General features: G+C 58.7%; 16 protein-coding genes. 7 read left to right on the top strand and 9 right to left on the bottom strand.

Annotation, left to right across the window (positions count from 1 at the left end; genetic code table 11):
* Positions 1-565: 565 nt before the first annotated feature.
* From DW49_RS0115440 to DW49_RS0115425, 4 genes are all read right to left on the bottom strand, one after another.
* Complete coding sequence (locus DW49_RS0115440; protein ID WP_024421312.1) at positions 566-2482, bottom strand: methyl-accepting chemotaxis protein; 1917 nt, start codon at positions 2480-2482, stop codon at positions 566-568.
* Positions 2483-2785: 303 nt separating this feature from the next.
* Positions 2786-4504: a ubiquinone-dependent pyruvate dehydrogenase gene (gene poxB / locus DW49_RS0115435; protein WP_005617602.1), complete on the bottom strand. Its 1719-nt coding sequence runs from the start codon at positions 4502-4504 to the stop codon at positions 2786-2788.
* A gap of 164 nt (positions 4505-4668) precedes the next feature.
* Positions 4669-6558 (bottom strand): penicillin-binding protein 2, encoded by a 1890-nt coding sequence (gene mrdA, locus DW49_RS0115430; RefSeq protein ID WP_020305531.1) that lies wholly within the window; start codon positions 6556-6558, stop codon positions 4669-4671.
* A 138-nt stretch (positions 6559-6696) separates the two neighbouring features.
* The gene (locus DW49_RS0115425; RefSeq protein WP_005617599.1) at positions 6697-7125 is read right to left on the bottom strand and encodes a winged helix-turn-helix transcriptional regulator; all 429 of its coding nucleotides are present in this window, start codon (positions 7123-7125) and stop codon (positions 6697-6699) included.
* Between the two features lie 87 nt (positions 7126-7212).
* On the opposite strand from DW49_RS0115425, the gene DW49_RS0115420 reads away from it, so the two are divergent.
* The 3 genes from DW49_RS0115420 to DW49_RS0115410 all read left to right on the top strand — a co-directional run bounded on the left by DW49_RS0115420 (position 7213) and on the right by DW49_RS0115410 (position 9416).
* Positions 7213-8070: an SDR family oxidoreductase gene (locus DW49_RS0115420; RefSeq protein ID WP_005617597.1), complete on the top strand. Its 858-nt coding sequence runs from the start codon at positions 7213-7215 to the stop codon at positions 8068-8070.
* Between the two features lie 92 nt (positions 8071-8162).
* A complete protein-coding gene (locus tag DW49_RS0115415; protein ID WP_007246670.1) occupies positions 8163-8471 on the top strand; it encodes an RcnB family protein in 309 nt (102 codons plus the stop codon).
* 111 nt (positions 8472-8582) lie between these two features.
* Complete coding sequence (locus tag DW49_RS0115410; RefSeq protein ID WP_024420230.1) at positions 8583-9416, top strand: AraC family transcriptional regulator; 834 nt, start codon at positions 8583-8585, stop codon at positions 9414-9416.
* A gap of 9 nt (positions 9417-9425) precedes the next feature.
* Here the strand turns inward: DW49_RS0115410 and DW49_RS0115405 are convergent, their stop codons facing one another.
* Complete coding sequence (locus tag DW49_RS0115405; protein WP_005617592.1) at positions 9426-10010, bottom strand: LysE family translocator; 585 nt, start codon at positions 10008-10010, stop codon at positions 9426-9428.
* Positions 10011-10218: 208 nt separating this feature from the next.
* Here DW49_RS0115405 and DW49_RS0115400 point away from each other — a divergent pair, with 208 nt between their 5' ends.
* The 3 genes from DW49_RS0115400 to DW49_RS0115390 all read left to right on the top strand — a co-directional run bounded on the left by DW49_RS0115400 (position 10219) and on the right by DW49_RS0115390 (position 11309).
* On the top strand, positions 10219-10707 hold the full coding sequence (locus tag DW49_RS0115400; protein ID WP_024420229.1) for a hypothetical protein: 489 nt from the start codon (positions 10219-10221) through the stop codon (positions 10705-10707).
* A 63-nt stretch (positions 10708-10770) separates the two neighbouring features.
* Entirely contained in the window at positions 10771-10974 is a 204-nt protein-coding gene (locus DW49_RS0115395; RefSeq protein ID WP_005617589.1) for a hypothetical protein, read from the top strand.
* 134 nt (positions 10975-11108) lie between these two features.
* On the top strand, positions 11109-11309 hold the full coding sequence (locus tag DW49_RS0115390; protein ID WP_005617587.1) for a hypothetical protein: 201 nt from the start codon (positions 11109-11111) through the stop codon (positions 11307-11309).
* A 4-nt stretch (positions 11310-11313) separates the two neighbouring features.
* Here the strand turns inward: DW49_RS0115390 and DW49_RS0115385 are convergent, their stop codons facing one another.
* Complete coding sequence (locus DW49_RS0115385; protein WP_003381859.1) at positions 11314-12765, bottom strand: MFS transporter; 1452 nt, start codon at positions 12763-12765, stop codon at positions 11314-11316.
* A 61-nt stretch (positions 12766-12826) separates the two neighbouring features.
* Positions 12827-14134 (bottom strand): Nramp family divalent metal transporter, encoded by a 1308-nt coding sequence (locus tag DW49_RS0115380; RefSeq protein ID WP_161780200.1) that lies wholly within the window; start codon positions 14132-14134, stop codon positions 12827-12829.
* A gap of 434 nt (positions 14135-14568) precedes the next feature.
* On the opposite strand from DW49_RS0115380, the gene DW49_RS0115375 reads away from it, so the two are divergent.
* Complete coding sequence (locus DW49_RS0115375; protein WP_005617582.1) at positions 14569-15987, top strand: MFS transporter; 1419 nt, start codon at positions 14569-14571, stop codon at positions 15985-15987.
* A gap of 30 nt (positions 15988-16017) precedes the next feature.
* Here DW49_RS0115375 and DW49_RS0115370 read toward each other — a convergent pair whose 3' ends face one another.
* Both DW49_RS0115370 and DW49_RS0115365 read right to left on the bottom strand, forming a co-directional pair.
* Positions 16018-16242 carry a DUF6555 family protein gene (locus DW49_RS0115370; RefSeq protein ID WP_003381855.1) on the bottom strand — a complete coding sequence of 75 codons (225 nt, stop codon included), beginning with the start codon at positions 16240-16242 and terminating at the stop codon, positions 16018-16020.
* A gap of 383 nt (positions 16243-16625) precedes the next feature.
* Positions 16626-17507, bottom strand: coding sequence for an alpha/beta fold hydrolase (locus DW49_RS0115365; protein WP_024420227.1), 882 nt, complete (start codon positions 17505-17507; stop codon positions 16626-16628).
* Positions 17508-17866: the final 359 nt, after the last annotated feature.

Genomic DNA, 17866 nt, shown 5'->3' with positions numbered 1-17866 from the left:
ATAAGTTACCCATAACCTGCAAGCTAAGCTATTGATAAGATTTGAATTTTCCGTTAGTTGGTGGCTGATTTTTTCGAAAACAGTACACTAGCGTGCCTCGCTGTAAGTCAGCCCGGCGTAGGCAAGAACCATCACTACTTTACGCAAGAAAGAAAAGGTCATGCTAAGGTCCTTGAAATAGAAATTGCTCATCGGGAGGTGCTCTGCCGAGTGAGCTCACGTCCTTGATTGTTGTAGCTATACACAATAACGCGATTGGGCTCAACTACCCTGATCGGTAGAAAACGATCAGGGTCCCATTCCGTTGTAGTGGTGCGTGCCAACGTAGTGCCGCTGGCGTCGGTTTTGGTGAGTACGAGGCCGCGGTCGTTGTAGGTATAGGTGGAATTGCTGGCTGGGCAGTCGGGGGTAGGCTCGCCTTTGACTTCGACCAATCGCTTCACCCCGTCCATTGTATTTTTTGAGAGATTAAGTCAGAAAGCCAAGCGCGCAAATCCCACTTGCAACAAAAAAGCCTGAAAGCTCACGCTCTCAGGCCTCTGAATACCCAACAAACCCCTTAACGTCAGCTCACTTTAAAGCGCCCCACCAACCCCTGCTGCTGCTCCGCCAATCGAGCCAGTTCGCGACTGGTCACGGCGGTCTGCTCGGCACCTGCACTCACTTGAATGACCAGTGCGTTGATGTCGTTGACGTTGCGGTGGATTTCTTCGGCCACCAGGCTTTGTTCTTCGGCGGCCGAAGCGACCTGGATGTTGCGGTCGCTGATGCTGGCGATGCCTTCGGCGATTTCTTCCAGCAGTTCGCCGGCGCGCATTACGTTGCTGGCGCCCGCCTGTGCTTTGCCCAGGGTTTCCTGCATGGACGTGGCGGCGCGTTCGGAGCCGGACTGCAGGTTGGCGATCATGTTCTGGATGCTGACCGTGGACTCCTGCGTTTTTTTCGCAAGGTTGCGCACTTCGTCGGCAACCACGGCAAAACCACGGCCCTGCTCGCCTGCGCGGGCGGCTTCGATGGCAGCGTTGAGTGCCAGCAGGTTGGTCTGGTCGGCGACACCGCGAATGACATCGAGCACCGAGGAGATGGCGTTGCTTTCGCCCTTGAGCTCGCCAATGATCTGCGAGGTCTGCTCCGCCTGAAGCGACAGCCCTTGAATCAGGCTGATGGTGTTTTCGATCTCGGCCTTGCCCTGCACCGTGCTGATGTTGACCCGCTGCGACATCGCGGCAGCGTCGGTGGTGCTGCGTGCAACGTCTTTGACCGTGGCGCTCATCTGGCTGATGGCCGTGGCCATTTGATCAGTGCCCAGACGTTGCTGAGCGACGTTCTGGCTGGTCTGCAAAGCGACCGCTGAAGACTGCTCGGCGGCGGTGGCGACCTGTGCGGTGGCGCTGCCGATTTCGCCGATGACTTCGCTGATCTGTTGCGCCATGTTGTCCAAATTGCGCGAGATCTCGCCGAACTCGTCCTTGCCGGTGTAACGGGTTCTGGCGGTGAGGTCACGGGTGGATAGCGCAATCAACGTACGGTTGACATCGACAACGGCGATCTTGATGTTGCGGATGATCACCGAGGCCAGCCACAACACGACGACCAGCATCAAGATGACGGTGCCGACCGCGATGTACAGGCTGCTTTCAGCAGCGCTGCGTGCGTTGCTGGCCAAGCTCACGACGGTCTGGCCGAGCTCTGCTTCTACCTGCGCCATCATGTCGATACGCACGGTAGCAAGATTGAACCAGTCTTCCGGCTTGATGTTGAGCGCATCGCCCAGCGGCGTATCGAACCCCAGATGTTGCAGGCGGGCTACTTCCAGCGATGCCGGTTGTTGCATGACATCATTAAGCTTGGTTTTGAATATTTCAGGGGACCAGCGTTGAAAGGCTTCCAGGTAGCCAGAGAACTCTCCCAGGTTACGACTGAAGCGTGATAACAATGGGGCGTCAAAGCGGTTCTGATTGAATGCCTGAACGAGCAATACACGTTCGCGACCGGCACGTTCCTTCATATCCACGAACTGATTAAGCGAACTCAAGGCACGCAGTATTTCCGGATCCTCGATACTCGCTTCCAGCGAATATGAGAACCCGATAAGTGTTTTGACAACGTCGGTGAAACGCGTGGAGGATTCAGTGCCATTGATCGAAAGCGCATCGACCTTGAGGCGTAGCGCGATGAGGTCATCCAGTGCGCGATTCACCTTTTCCAGCCCGGGAATACCGTCGGTCGATTGAGCACGCATCTCAACAATCGCCTTGTCTGTTTCCTGGCGAAAGGTTTTCAGCTTGTCTTGCATGGACTTGCCGCCGCTGCCCAGAAACACGCCACTGGCCCCGCGCTCGCGCTGGAGGGTAGTGACGATGTTACTCAGCTTCTGTGCAGCAATGGTAGCTGTCACTGCGCGCCTCATGTCACCGAGATTCTCGCTTTTGTCGGCCACGAAGATACCTGCGAAGGCCAGAAAGCCCAGCAGGGGAAACATTAGAATCAGCAGTAATTTAATACTCAAAGGAGCATTTCTAAGCATTACAGACCTCAGGACTCGCAGACTTTCTATAAAAACGATCTGTGACTTAACGTTCTATATCAATCGACGTTTTTTATAGCCAGAGATGATTCAGTAATTAGCCTGCCGTAGCCTGTATTGCTTCCGTCCAACTGTGTCGGCTGCGAAGTGCCAAGCTTTACCCTTTATTTGTCTGGATAAATATCACTTGGCGGGACGGTATGAATGCTTTTGATGAAGGACCGATACCTTAGCCCGGCCCTCATCTCGTGTTATCAATCAACGCAAGTTGGTCTTCGCCAGTTCCAGCACTTCACTGCCGCGCCCGCTCATGATCGCGCGCATCATGTACAGGCTGAAGCCCTTGGCTTGAGCCAGTTTGATTTTCGGCGGGATGCCCAACTCTTGCTTGGCGGTAACGACATCGATCAGCACCGGGCCGGGGTGATCAAACGCCTTGCGCAGCGCTGCGGGCAGTTCTTCGGCGTTTTCCACGCGCAGGCCGAGAATGCCTGCGCCCAGGGCGATGCCGGCGAAGTTGGTTTCATGCAGGTCGGTGCCATGCGGCACGTAGCCACTGGCTTTCATTTCCATGTCAACGAAGCCCAGCGAGCTGTTGTTGAACACCACCATTTTGATCGGCAGGTTCAACTGGCGAATGCTCAGCAGGTCGCCCAGCAGCATTGACAGGCCGCCATCGCCGCACAGCGCGACCACTTGACGGTCCGGGTGCTCGGCTTTGGCGCCCAGCGCCTGGGGCAAGGCGTTGGCCATCGAGCCGTGGTTGAACGAGCCCAGCAGGCTGCGTTTGCCGTTCATGTGCAGGTAGCGCGCGGCCCACAGGGTTGGCGTGCCGACATCGACGGTAAAGATTGCGTCGGCGTCGGCCTGTTCATCGACCAGGCGCGTGAGGTATTGCGGGTGAATCGGCGTGCCATTAGGGGTCGGCGTGGCCAGTTCGTCGAGGTCTTCACGGGCCTTGGCGTAGTGTTTGAGGGCTTTGTCGAGGAAACGGCGGTCGGTGTGCGGCTTGAGTTTTGGTTGGAGAGCGTCGAGGGTTTCTCGCACGCCGCCGACCAGACCGAGCGCCACAGGCGTGCGGCGGCCCAACTGCGTGGGGTCGAGGTCAATCTGGATGATGTTGGCTTTTTCGGGGTAGAAATTGCGGTACGGAAAGCTGCTGCCGAGGATCACCAGCGTGTCGCAGGACAGCATGGCGTGGTAACCAGAGCTGAAACCGATCAGGCCGGTCATGCCGACATCGAACGGGTTGTCGTATTCGACGTGCTGCTTGCCGCGCAAGGCATGAACAATGGGTGCGCCCAGCGTGTCGGCCAGCGCGAGGATCTGCTCGTGAGCGCCCGCGCAGCCTGCGCCGCACAGCAAGGTCACGGCCTTTGAGTCATTGAGCATATCGGCCATCGACTGCAAGTCGGTGTCCACCGGGACGACAGTAGGCGGCGTGGCCTCGACCCATTTCGCGGGCACATCAGGTGATTCGCTGAGCGCCACATCGCCGGGCAACACGATCACGGCAACGCCCTTCTGGCTGATCGCCGCGCGCATGGCACGCTCCAGCACACGAGGGAACTGTTCGGGGTTGCTGACCAGTTCGACAAAGTGGCTGCACTCCTTGAACAGCTCCTGCGGGTGGGTTTCCTGAAAGTAATCGAGGCCGATTTCCGAAGACGGAATATGCGCCGCAATCGCCAGCACCGGCACGCGGTTGCGATGGCAGTCGTACAGGCCGTTGATCAGGTGCAGGTTGCCCGGCCCGCAACTGCCCGCGCAGACCGCAAGCTTGCCACTGGACGCCGCCTGGGCACCGGCAGCGAAGGCTGCAACTTCTTCGTGGCGGGTGTGCATCCAGTTGATCGAGTCGATGCGCTCCAGGCTGTCGGTCAAACCGTTGAGGCTGTCACCAGACACCCCCCAGATGTGGGAAACACCTGCCGCTGCGAGGGTTTGCGCAAGATGGTCGGCGATGGTCTTGGACATTTGGGGTTCCTTGTCGAGGCAATAAAGGGTTCAGATATACACGCGCAGCGCTCTGCCACGCCTGTTGTGGTCGACCCGATGATTTCTCGACAGTTCAGAAAACCTGAGCCCTGTTCAGGGCTCGGTCAGGCAGCCTGCGTTGCAGACTGCGGCTGGCAGGCGGCTCAGGCGTGCGGGTTGCCCGTTGCCTTGGCGGGGACTGCATATTGCGGCTTGAGCTTGCCCTCGCTGTCGAGCAGCCAGGCGTCGAGAATTTCCCGAACCACTGGCCCTGCAACGCGGCCACCCGCCTCACCGTTCTCGATGGTCACCGACACCACTATTTTCGGATGATCGGCCGGGGCAAAACCGACGAACAAGGCATTGTCGCGGTTACGCTCCAGCGTCTTCAGGCGGTTGTAACGCTCGCCCTGCTTGATCGCGACCACCTGCGCCGTACCGCTCTTGCCGGCGATGCGGTATTGCGCGCCCTTTGCGGCGTCACGGGCGATGCCGCGCGGGTCGTGCATGACCATCTGCATGCCGGTATTGACCTGATTCCATTCGTTGGGGTCGCGCAGCACGATGTTCGGCATTGGGTGCTCATCGACAGGCACCTCATGGCCCACTTCCATCGCCAGGTGCGGACGGTGCCAGACACCTTTGCTGGCAATCAGTGACGTGGCCTGCGCCAGTTGCAACGGCGTGACCTGCATGTAGCCCTGGCCGATACCGAGGATCACGGTTTCGCCTGGGAACCACGCCTGGCGACGCGTGGCGCGCTTCCACTCGCGGGACGGCATCAGCCCGGCGGATTCTTCGAACATGTCCAGCGAGACCTTTTGGCCGATGCCGAACATGGTCATGTAGTCGTGCAGGCGGTCGATGCCGAGCTTGTGCGCCACGGTGTAGAAGTAGGTGTCATTGGAGCGCATGATCGCCGTGTCCATGTCCACCCAGCCATCACCGCTGTGGTTCCAGTTGCGGTACTTGTGATCGAAGTCCGGCAGCTGGAAATAGCCCGGGTCGAAAACCTTGGTCGATGCATTGACCACGCCGCTGTCCAGGCCGGCAATCGCGACTTCAGGCTTGACTGTCGAGCCCGGTGCATAAAGGCCGCGCAGCACCCGGTTGAACAGCGGCCGGTCGATGGAATCGCGCAGCGCGGCGTACTGCTTGAAGCTGATGCCGGTGACGAACAGGTTGGGGTCGAAGCTCGGCTTGCTGACCATCGCCAGCACTTCGCCGGTTTCCGGGTCCAGTGCAACCACCGAACCGCGCCGGTCACCCAGGGCGTTTTCCGCCGCAGCCTGCAAGTGCGCATCCAGGCTCAGCGTGATGTTCTTGCCGGGGATCGGATCAGTGTGTTTCAGCACCCGCAACACACGGCCTTGCGCGTTGGTTTCAACCTCTTCGTAGCCTACATGGCCATGCAGTTCGGACTCGTAGAAGCGTTCGATGCCAGTCTTGCCGATGGATTGCGTACCACGGTATTCGTTGTCGAGGTGCGACGCCTCTTTTTCGTTGATGCGCCCGACGTAGCCGATCGAATGGGCAAAATGATCGCCCAGCGGATAGTGCCGAACGAACTGCGCCGCCACGTCCACGCCCGGCAGCAGGTATTGATTGACCGCCAATATGGCGATCTGCTGTTCAGTCAGTTCATACAGCAGGGTCGCGGGCTCGAACGGGTGGCGAACTTGCTTGAGTTCCTTGTCGAACAGAATCCGGTCCTCGTCGGGCAGTTCCAGCAATGTCATCAGTTCATCGATCACCTTGTGCCAGTCTCCGGCGCGCTCGCGGGTCAGGGTCAGGTTGAAACTGGGGCGGTTGTCAGCCAGTACCTCGCCGTTACGGTCGAAGATCAAACCGCGCTCGGGCGGGATCGGCAGCACGTGCACCCGGTTGTTTTCAGAGATGGTCGAGTGGTAGTCGAACTCGGTGACTTGCAGAAAGTACATCCGTGCGACCAGGCAGGCAGCCAGCAGCCCGACCAGTACCGCACAGGCGATCAGACGCTGGTTGACCAGCCGCGTCTCTTTTTCGTGATCTTTCAGGGGGATTGGATTGGGCATTTCTACAGCTTCTCGGTGAAGGGCAAACAGCACAAACGAACGTGTAAATGAATATTTCGGCGCGCACCATAGCAAGAAGCGGCTGATTGCAGGCGATTGAGCCAACAATCGCCGGATGAAAAATCTGTCAGAAATGGCTCACGCAGGCGTGGTCTGTGCCGTGCTGGAGGCTTCGCGGGCCTGCATGATGCGTGGCAGATTGGTCTCGATCCAGGTCGCCAGGGTTTCGACCTGCAAGGCGACTTCTTCGCCCATCGGCGTGAGCCGGTACTGCACGTGCGGCGGCACCACGGGCAGCGACTTGCGACTGACGAAGCCGTCCTGTTCCAGATGTTGCAGGGTTTGCGCGAGCATTTTTTCGCTGACCCCGCCTATCTTGCGCCGTACCTCGCTGAAGCGATGCATGCCGCCGCGCAACACCACCAACACCAGCACGCCCCAACGACTGCACACGTGGTTGAGCACCACCCTTGAAGGGCAATCGTTGGCCAGTACTTGCCCCTGACGAACGAAGGCCAGCATGGACTCGACCGTTTCAGACTGTGGATGCGAGGAAGATTCGTTCATGAAACTTACCTTTTTGTACGTACTTACTAAAGGTAAGCATCATGACTATGCTGGCGCTTCCTTTCAACCTGATTCAGGAATCATTCCATGATCGTTGTCACCGGTGCCACTGGCCAGCTTGGCCGTCTCGTCATTGAACAGTTGCTTGCGCGTGTCCCTGCCGAGCAGATCATCGCCGCAGTCCGCAGCCCGGAAAAGGCCGCTGACCTTTCGGCAAAAGGCGTTCAGGTGCGTCACGCCGACTATTCGCAGCCTTCAACGCTGGACAGCGCGTTCGCCGGTGCCGACAAGGTGCTGCTGATTTCCTCCAGCGAAATAGGCCAGCGTTTTTCGCAGCATAAAGCGGTCATCGATGCGGCCAAGCGCACCGGGGTCAAACTGCTTGCCTACACCAGCGTTCTGCATGCCGAGGCCTCGGAATTGGGCCTGGCCAAAGAGCATGTCGAAACCGAAGCTTATCTGCGCACCAGCGGCCTGCCGTTCGCCCTGTTGCGCAATGGCTGGTACACCGAAAACTACACCGCCGGCGTGCCTGGGGCGCTGGCACATGGCGCCGTGATGGGCAGCGCCGACGAGGGCCGTATCAGCTCGGCTTCGCGCCTTGATTACGCTGAAGCTGCGGCGGTGCTGTTGACCTCCGGAGAGGATCAAAGCGGTCGCGTGTACGAACTGGCAGGTGATGAGTCCTACACCCTGGCAGAGTTTGCGGCCGAGCTTTCAAAACAGGCCGGCAAGACCCTGCCCTACGTCAACCTGCCGCAAGCCGAGTTTGAAGCGGCATTGATTCAAGCGGGTCTGCCCGATTTTGTCGCCCGATTGCTGGCCGATTCCGATGCGGCAGCCGCCAAGGGCGCGCTGTTCGATGACAGCCGTCAGTTGAGCAAACTGATCGGCCGCCCTGCTACACCGCTTTCGGCAACCATTTCCGAGACGCTGCGGGGCTGAGCGATGTAAACCTGATCGAATGATTTCAAACGGTGAAGGTCCCAGTTATGACCAAAGGCATCAAGCCTGAACCAAAGACTGGGAGTCTTTACATGAACAGCAAATCATTGATCGCCTGCATGACCTTGCTCGGCTGCTTCTCCGCCGTCACTCTGCCGGTTCACGCGGCAGAGACAGAAGACCCGAAAGTGACCGAGTCCAAGGACAACATGCATGAACTGGAGCTGGGCTCCCGCGTACCGGAGAAATACCGCCGCAGCGATCTCGAGGTCAAGGACTGGAAGAGCAAGGGCCTGGAAGCGCCCGCCAAGGAAAGCGAATGGGTGAAGATCAATGACAAATATGTACGCTTCCAGAAGGTCAACGGCAACATTATGGATATCGTGCCGGTGAAGAAGTAGGGCTCGGATACACTCTGCATGAGCCTGCCTGGGTGACGCAAAGCATCACACCTGCGTCGCCCTGACTCATCCGTTAAGCTACCCTCGTCATTCCGCAGACGGGATATCCGCATGAACCCCATCCACCCCGCCAACTCGACCGCGACACCGTTCTTCTGGCGCGACGAGCAGTTGCCGTTCATTGAGGCGCGCTCGGCAGAAGACGGCCGGCGGGTCTGTTATGCACCGCATTCACACGAGATCTTTTCCATCGGTGCAATAACCGCCGGGCAAAGCACCTATCTGCACGAAAAGACTGCACAGCGCGTCGCCGCGGGCACTGTGGTGCTGATGAACCCCGGCGATGTGCACGCCTGCAACCCGATCAACGACCAGCCGTGGTCGTACTTGATGCTTTATGTGGACAGCCACTGGCTGAGCGATATTCAGCGCGACGCCGGGCTGGACGCTAAATACGGATTTCAGCCCCTGTCGCACACCCACAGTGGCGACCCCGTGCTGTTCGGCGCATTGACAGCGCTGTATCAGACGCTGATCGATGCAAAGGCCGACACCCTGCAAAAACACTGCGCCGCCGTATCGTTCTTTACGCTGATGCAGGAAACACTGGGCGATGCACCAGCGCTTGCCCGCCGACCTTCACAACGCGTCACCCGCGCCGCCGACTACATCAACGACAACTTCACCCAGCCCATCAAGCTCGCCGATATCTGTTCAGCAGCCAATCTCTCGGCGTCGTATCTGATTCGCTCGTTCGAGCAGCACTACCACCTGACGCCCCACGCCTACCTGCTCAATCGCCGCATCCAGCACGCACAAACCCAGTTGAAAAGCGGCAAGATGATCGCCGACATTGCACAGGAAACCGGCTTTGCCGATCAGGCGCATCTTCAACGCGAGTTCAAAAAGCACCTGGCTGCAACGCCAGGACAGTATCGGTTGTGATGACCCGCATCAGATCACCAGATACAGCGCGCAACCGACCAGCAGCAACGTCATTACCCGGTTGAACACGCGCACGCCCGCCGCGCTGCGCAAGTAGTGGCTCAGGAAACTCCCGGCGAAGGCCCAGCAGCCCAGTGACAGGTAGCACACCACGCAATAGATGGCTGCAAATTGCCAGATCAACAAAGCCTCGCCATTGGCGACAAAAACGCCCATGCCTGCGATCGACGCCAGCCAGGCTTTGGGGTTGAGCCACTGCATGATCGCACCCTGCAGCATCGACGGACCGCTGCCCTGCTCGCTCACGCTCAATCGCCCACTATCGGTCGCCAGCCGGAACGCCATGTACAACAGGAAAGCCACACCCGCCCATTGAATGATTCGGGTCAGAAAGGGCCATTGCTGCAAGGTTTCGTGCAGGCCGAAGCCGATAAGCAGCAACAGCAGAGTAAAACCCAGCGTTGCACCCAGCACATGACGCATGCCGGGCCAGAACCCGTAGCGTGCACCGGCACTCAACGCCACGATATTGACCGGCCCCGGGGTGATGGACGACGCCAGCGCAAACGCTGCCATGGAAATCAGCAGACTCATGGAAAAACCCTCGAATACGATCAGAAATGATCGAATCAAGGTAGTGACAACGACTCACGGCGTATTGAAGGAAATTGCCCTTAATCCGGATTCCGTCATCCGCCGCGCTCTGCGCCACCTAAAACCATTGCTTTTTTGTCCGCTTGGCTTACAAATGCAGTGTCGTCAGCCTGTCACCTCACTGCCACCTTCTCTGCGAGCCCGCTCCATGTCCAGAACCGTTGCCATTGCCTTCGCTTGCCTGCTTTCATCCACGGCCCAGGCCGCCTGCCCTGCGGCGACCCCGGTCGACACGGCGCGCTGGATCTACGAAAAGCACCAGGATTTCTACCTCAATGGCAAAGGTGCGGCCGACTACCTGTCCAAACCTCTGCTGGGCCTGCTCAAGAAGGACTGGGCGTGTCAGAGCGGCGATCAGTGTGCAGTCAGCGCCAACCCGTGGACCGATGCGCAGGATGGCGACGTGCAGAAGCCGATCGACTGGAAACTGGTGTCCAACTCCGATAAACAGGCGGTGGTCGAAATGACCTACAACCTGGGTTACAAAGACGCCCCGCAACAGCCGGTGACCAGCCAGACGACACGCCTGCTGCTGGCTAAAAATGCCAGCAGTTGCTGGGTGCTGGACAACCTGCAAGGGCCGCAAGGTGTCGCGCTGATGCAGACCCTTGAAGAATTCCCCTACGAAGGCGATTGATCGTGCTTGAAACAATTCGTCATTCTCGGTATCACAGCTACCTGAACCCGAAGAGCGAGCACCATGAATACCTTTGAGCAATCGATTATTGAGGCTGCGCAGGCCGCCACGCCCAATAACACCGATGCCGAACGCGAAGCCGCAAGAGTTGCCGCCACGCAGGCAGTCGCCGACATCATGGCCAGCCGCAGCGGGCTGGACCGTACGCTGGCGTTGGCTGAACTGCTGGATTCCTACTCGGAACACGACGAGCAGGATGAGGATTAGCGGCGCCTGAAAAATTTATTTAACTCAGGCATTAAAGAAATCTATTCAGATCGCCGAAAACTCTCTTGGGTGAGTTCGCTGGAACCGCCCTTTCATTTAGTGCGCTCGGATGCGACCTATCAGGGGAACCATCCGTGCAGATCGAGCAACTTAAAGACATTCAGGCTTACGTCAAGCGCACCGCCGACGACCTCGAACGCGTCTCGGCCAACATGGCCGGGCATCTTTTGTACCTTGAACGTACGTCGCGTCCGGACGAAGCGCAGGAAGTCAGTGACCGGATCATGGGCCTGCGTGCCTCAGTGGATGGCCTTCGCGGCGTGTTCGGTCGCTGATGGTTTACACGTCCCCGGCCTGCGATAACGGCCGTGCTACCTCTTCGAGTGACTTGCGCTCGGCAGCCGCGCCCCAAATCGATTGCACCAGCGCCGCCAGCAACATCAACCCCGCCCCGATCAGATAGCCGATAAACACATTGCTGCGCTCTCCTGTGTCGATCAGCGCCCCAAACAGCGTCGGGCCGATCATGCCGCCCAGCCCCGTACCAAAGGCATAGAACACCGCAATCGCCAACGCGCGAATTTCCAGCGGGAACGTTTCGGCCACGGTCAGGTAGGCCGAACTGGCCGCTGCCGAGGCAAAGAAGAAAATCACCATCCACGCGATGGCCTGCTGAGTGACGTCCAGCAGCCCTTGCTGGAACAGATACCCGCTGATTGCCAGCAGCACACCGGACAGCCCATAGGTCAGGCTGATCATTATTCGCCGCCCGACCACGTCAAACAGCCTGCCCAGCAGCAGCGGACCGCAGAAGTTGCCCAGCGCCAGTGGCAGCACGTACCAGCCAACCCGCTCGGCAGGTACGTCGTAGAAATCGGTCAGTACCAGCGCGTAGGTGAAAAAGATCGCGTTGTAGAAAAACGCCTGCGCGGTCAACAGCGTCAGGCCCACCAGCGAACGCTGACGGAACGTCACCAGCAGGGTTTTGGCGACTTCGCCCAGTGGCGTGTGGTCGCGCACATGCAAACGCAAGGGTTTGCTCGTGACGGCAGGCAGCACATGGCCTCGGCGCTGTAAATCGGCCTCTATCTGCTCGACGATCTTCGTCGCCTGCGCCGACTGGCCGTGAATCAGCAGCCAGCGCGGGCTTTCCGGCAGCCAAAGGCGCATCAGCAGCACCAGCAGCCCCAACACCGCGCCAATCCCGAAACACAGACGCCAGCCCAGTTCCGCGCCCACCCACAGCGGGTCCAGCAAGACAATCGAACCCACCGCGCCCAGCGCAGCACCCAGCCAGAATGTGCCGTTGATGGTCAGATCGACCCAGCCACGGTAGCGGGCCGGGGTGAACTCCTGGATGGTCGAATTGATTGCCGTGTACTCGCCACCAATGCCCATGCCGGTCAAGAACCGGAACAGCATGAAACTCCAGACGCTGAACGAAAATGCCGTTGCGGCGGTTGCACCGACGTACAGCAGCAAGGTGATGAAGAACAGCTTACGCCGCCCGAGACGGTCGGCCAGCCAGCCAAACAGCAGCGCGCCGAGCACAGCCCCGGCGATGTACGCAGCACCCGCCAGGCCGATGTCGCTGTTGGTGAGGTTGAGCGCCGGACTGGCCTTGAGCGCGCCGGCTACCGAACCTGCGAGGGTCACTTCCAGGCCATCGAGCAACCAGGTGATGCCTAGCGCAATCACTAACAGCGTGTGAAAGCGCCCCCACGGCAAGCGGTCCAGACGGGCTGGCAAATCGGTCTCGAAGACTGTGCCGTTTTTAGGGGGAATGGGCATGTTCGGCTACCTGTCGGCTGACGTGGGCGTCAGGGTTGAGAGTCGCCCGCGCCGATCAAGTTCAGCTCACCCAGAACCACAACAGCGTCAGGTTGGCCGCCGAGATCAGGCCGAACAAACCCCAGGCGGCAGTCTTGACCAGCCGGCTGTTGACGAACGGCCCCATCAACTGCGGATCGCTGGTGAAGCGGATCAGCGGCCAGAGCGCAAACGGCAGTTGCAGGCTCAACACCACCTGGCTGAGCACTAGCATCTTGCCCACTGAACTGTCGCCCAGCCAGATCACCCCGATCAACGCCGGGATCAGCGCCAGCGCCCGAGTAATCAAGCGCCGCTGCCAGCAGGGGATTTTCGCCTGCAAAAAGCCTTCGAGCACTACCTGCCCGGCGATGGTGCCGGTAAAAGTCGAGCTCTGCCCCGCTGCCAGCAAGGCCACGCCAAACAGCACGCTGGCGATCGCACCGCCGACCAGCGGATCCAGCAGGTGATAGGCGTCCTGAATCTCTACCACGTCGGTGTGGCCGGTCTTGTGAAACGCTGCGGCGGCGAGGATCAGAATCGCTGCGTTAATGAGTAGCGCCAGGCTCAGCGAACCGATGGTGTCCAGCCGCGCATAACGAATGGCGCTGGCCTTGCTGGCGACATCCGTGCCGTTGACCCGGGTCTGCACCACCGAAGAGTGCAGATACAGGTTATGCGGCATGACGGTGGCACCCAAAATGCCGATGGCGATGTACAGCGGCTCCTGGCTGCTCAGCACATCCCAGCTCGGCCGCAAACCGGCGACCACATCCGGCCAGAACGGCTTGATGAGGATCAGCTCGACGGCAAAGCAGCTGGCGATGGTCACGATCAGCCCGAGCACGATGGCTTCCAGGCGGCGAAAGTTGGCGCCCTGCAAGGCCAGCACGATCAGCGTATCGAAGGCAGTGAGCGCCACCCCCGTGGTGATGGAAACCCCCAGCAACAGATGAAACGCCAACGCCGCGCCCAGCACTTCGGCCAGATCGGTGGCGATGATCGACAGTTCCGCCAGCAACCACTGGCCCTTGGCGACGTTACGGCTATAGCGAGCCGCAGACAACTGCGCCAGATCACGCCCGGTGGCGATGCCCAGGCGCGAGCAGAGGTTTTGCAAGACCATGCCTGACAGGCTGGCCAGCACCACCACGAACAGCAACGAGTAGCCGAAACGCGAGCCGGCTTCAATGGCCGTCGCCCAATTACCCGGGTCCATGTAGCCGATCGACACCAGCAGGCCGGGGCCGACGAACAGCATCATTTTGCGCAGCAATGAAGCGTTGGGTGGAATGGCGACGCTGTCGGTGGTCGCCGAAGGGCAGAACGGCGCGGTGGCAGTGGTGGGCAGTTTGTACGTCACGGGAACCCGGCAGGCAGAAGAATGAAGAACCTCATCCTAAGGTTTTGCGACACATGTTGATACATCCTTGTTGGCTTCATGGCTGTTGTCATGCGCGGGGTTAATTCATCGCTTGAAATATCGTCTTCGCGAGCAAGCTCGCTCCCACGCAGGCCAAGCACTCGCGCGCGGGAGTGAGCTTGCTCACGAAGAGTCCGGTGCAAACGCTGAATATCTACTGATCAGTCAGTCCGTCTTCGCGAACAAGCTCGCTCTCACGCAGGCTACGCACTCGCGTGTGGGCCACGCGATAAAAACGCTCGAAATACGTCAGACTAAACAATCATTCATCTTTCAGGCGTGAATAACCGCATTAAGGACCAATCATTACAAATTGTAAGTAGTACCATTCCCCCTCTGACAAGCACTCGGGACGGCCATCAATGAATCCATCACCTCAAACCGACGACACTACAGCAGCGCCGCTTCGGGCGGCCTTCATCTCGGCTCGCATCGACAGGCTGCCGGCCGTTGCCACCATCTGGCGGTTGGTTGCCCTGCTTTCCATCGCCGGTTTTTTCGAGCTTTACGACTTGTTTCAGACGGCGTACATCAGCCCCGGTCTGGTTCGCGACGGGATCTTTGCCACGGGCAGCCAAGGCCTGTTTGGCTTTTCCGATCAGGCGGCGTTTGCCTCGGCGACTTTTCTCGGCCTGTTTTTCGGTGCCAGCCTGCTCAGCCCGATTGCCGACCGCTACGGTCGCCGCGCCATCTTTACCTTCGCGTTGATCTGGTACACCGTCGCGACGGTGATCATGGGCCTGCAAACGTCGGCACTGGGCGTGATCGGCATGCGCTTTGTGGTGGGCATAGGCTTGGGGGTCGAACTGGTGACCATCGACACTTACCTCTCGGAGCTGGTACCCAAACGCATACGCAGTTCGGCGTTTGCCTTCGCGTTTTTCATCCAGTTTCTATCGGTCCCCAGCGTTGCACTGATGTCGTGGTGGCTGGTCCCTCAGGCACCGTTCGGTTTTTCAGGCTGGCGCTGGGTGGTGATCGGCAGTGCCGTGTTTGCCCTGTTTGTCTGGTGGCTGCGCTCGGCGCTGCCGGAATCACCGCGCTGGCTGGCGCAGCAAGGCCGCTTCGACGAAGCAGAACGCATCATGGATGGCATTGAAGCACGTTGTATCAAAGAGCACGGCAAACCGCTGGATGAGCCACAACCGGACAGCGTCGCTCTGGAAGGCAAAGGCCGCTTCGCCGACATCTGGCAACCGCCCTACCGCCGGCGAGCCTTGATGCTGATTGTGTTTCACGTCTTCCAGGCCATCGGCTTTTTCGGCTTCGGCAACTGGCTGCCCGCCCTGCTCTCCGGGCAAGGCCTCAGCGTTACGCACAGTCTGGGTTATGCGTTTGTCATCACGCTGGCCTATCCGCTGGGTCCGCTGTTGTTCGTGAAGTTTGCCAATCGTTTTGAAAACAAATGGCAGATCGTCGGTTCAGCCCTGGGGGCGATGATCTTCGGTAGCCTGTTTGCGTTTCAGACCAGCGCTGCAGGGCTGGTCTTCTGCGGCATCATGATCACGTTCTGCAATGCGTGGCTGAGCTTCAGTTACCACTCGTATCAGGGCGAGCTGTTCCCGACCAATATTCGTGCACGCGCGGTGGGCTTCTGCTACTCGTTCAGCCGCCTGTCTACGGTGTTCAGCAGCCTGTTGATCGGGATTTTTCTCGACCACTTCGGCACGCCGGGGGTGCTCGCCTTCATCGTCAGCAGCATGCTGATCGTGATGATCACCATCGGCCGCTTCGGCCCTCGCACACGCAACCTGGCGCTGGAGCAGATAACCCATCGCTGATGCTGAGCGGTCGCACCACAAAGGAAGGGCTCAAGCCTGAGCCCACTCCACGTCGGTCACACCGAAGTGTTCGGCGTACGGTTTCGATACACGGGCGACCTTCTCCAATCGATATTTGGGTATTCGCGCAAGCCCGGCATCGACACTTGCGTAGTGCCATGCTTCAGCGTTGTCCATATTCTCGGTTCGTATATAAAAACTCTTGAACGAACCATTTAACAGATAATCAATGCGGTAATGTTTTGGAAGTGCCATTGAAAGCCTGATCCTTTTTTCAGCAGTGGCTTGAATTATAGGTGACCCAAACCGACGCGAAAAAATTCATTCTTTTTTTGATAGATGCGACCAGTGAACATTCTCCCGCCCTATATCGGCACGCCCCGATTGCGCTCGCGCAACGCTGTTCCTTGTATGAGCAGCGCTGCCAGCGGGCTGTTGCAGCGCCGCTGAATCAAGGCAACCGGCACGACGCAGGAAGTTGAATAAATACTCCAATTGAATGGAATATTGAATGGCGGCCACTCATAACATCAGCGTGCGGGCATCAAACCGTTGCCGTGACCTTTCAATGTATCGCCTGACGATTGTCGAAGTGGCGCAACATACAAACAACAGACGTCACTGGATTGAGCGCCCTATCAGACGCTGAGTTTTCGCGACAGAAATTCACGTATATAGTCGGCCACTTCGGGCGCATGTGTTTCCAGTGTGAAGTGACCTGCATCCAGAAGATGCACTTCAGCACTTGGAACATCCCTGAGATAGGCCTGCGCGCCCGGCGGGATAAAAGCCGGATCGTGCCTGCCCCAGACGGCCAGTAAAGGCGGCTGGTGTTTGCGCAAGTACGCCTGGAATGCAGGGTAAGCCGCCACGTTGCTGCGGTAGTCCAGAATCAGGTCAAGCTGAATCTCCTCGGCGCCTGGCCGCGCCATGTACAGGATGTCCAGGTTATAGCCGTCGGGCGCGAGCTTCTCGGGGTCGGCACCGGTGCCGTACTGCCAGTCGCGGATTGTCTCCGGCGACAAAGACGGGCGACAGGCCTCGCGATTGGCTGCCGAGGGGTCGCGCCAGTAAGCCTGCCACGGGTCCCACTGATCACTGAAGCCCTCCAGATAGGCGTTGCCGTTCTGGGTGATGATTGCCGTCACTTTTTCCGGGTTCGCTGCGGCAAGGCGCAGACCGGTTGGCGCGCCGTAATCGAATATGTACAAGGCGTATTGGTTCAGTTGCAACGCTTCGGTAAAGCCTTCGATCACCTTGTAAAGGTTTTCAAAGCTGTACTCGAACTGCCCGCGCGGCGGCGCTTTGGTGTTGCCGAAACCGGGCAAGTCAGGCGCAATCAAACGGTACTGACTCGCCAGCAACAGCATCAGCGTGCGGAACATATGGCTGGACGTCGGGAAGCCGTGCAGCAGCAGAAGCACCGGGGCATCCTTGCGGCCGACTTCACGATAGAACACCTCTACATCGCCGACTTGCTGCGTGTGAAACGTGACACGGAAGGCATCATCGAAGGCCATGGTCTTTTCCTGGGTCGAAGGGCTGTTTGGATAAGAAGCAGCGCTGACCAGCGAAGCGCCAATAACAGATGCCGCGCCGATGACTGAGCCCTGTAAAACCTTGCGCCGAGTGACGGCAGACGCAGTAACCGTGGAGCTGGCTGGGTCGGAATTGCTCATGTCAAAACCTGATGTGAATGAATTGACGTCAATCCTATTTGTTGCACCTGATATCGAGAATAACCAGAAAACTCAATTCACCCTTTCCATTTCTGCAAAGCTGCTAGTGTGCTGTCTCAAAAATAAATGCTCTGTAAAATCGTCTATTCTTGCTCGTTGATTACACCGTTGGAGGCGAAGAAATGAGCGCCCAAGATATC

The organism is Pseudomonas avellanae BPIC 631, assembly GCF_000444135.1.
In the GTDB taxonomy this organism is placed as follows: domain Bacteria; phylum Pseudomonadota; class Gammaproteobacteria; order Pseudomonadales; family Pseudomonadaceae; genus Aquipseudomonas; species Aquipseudomonas avellanae.
Note: the sequence above shows the minus strand (reverse complement) of the source record. Positions and strands in the feature narration are given on the sequence as shown.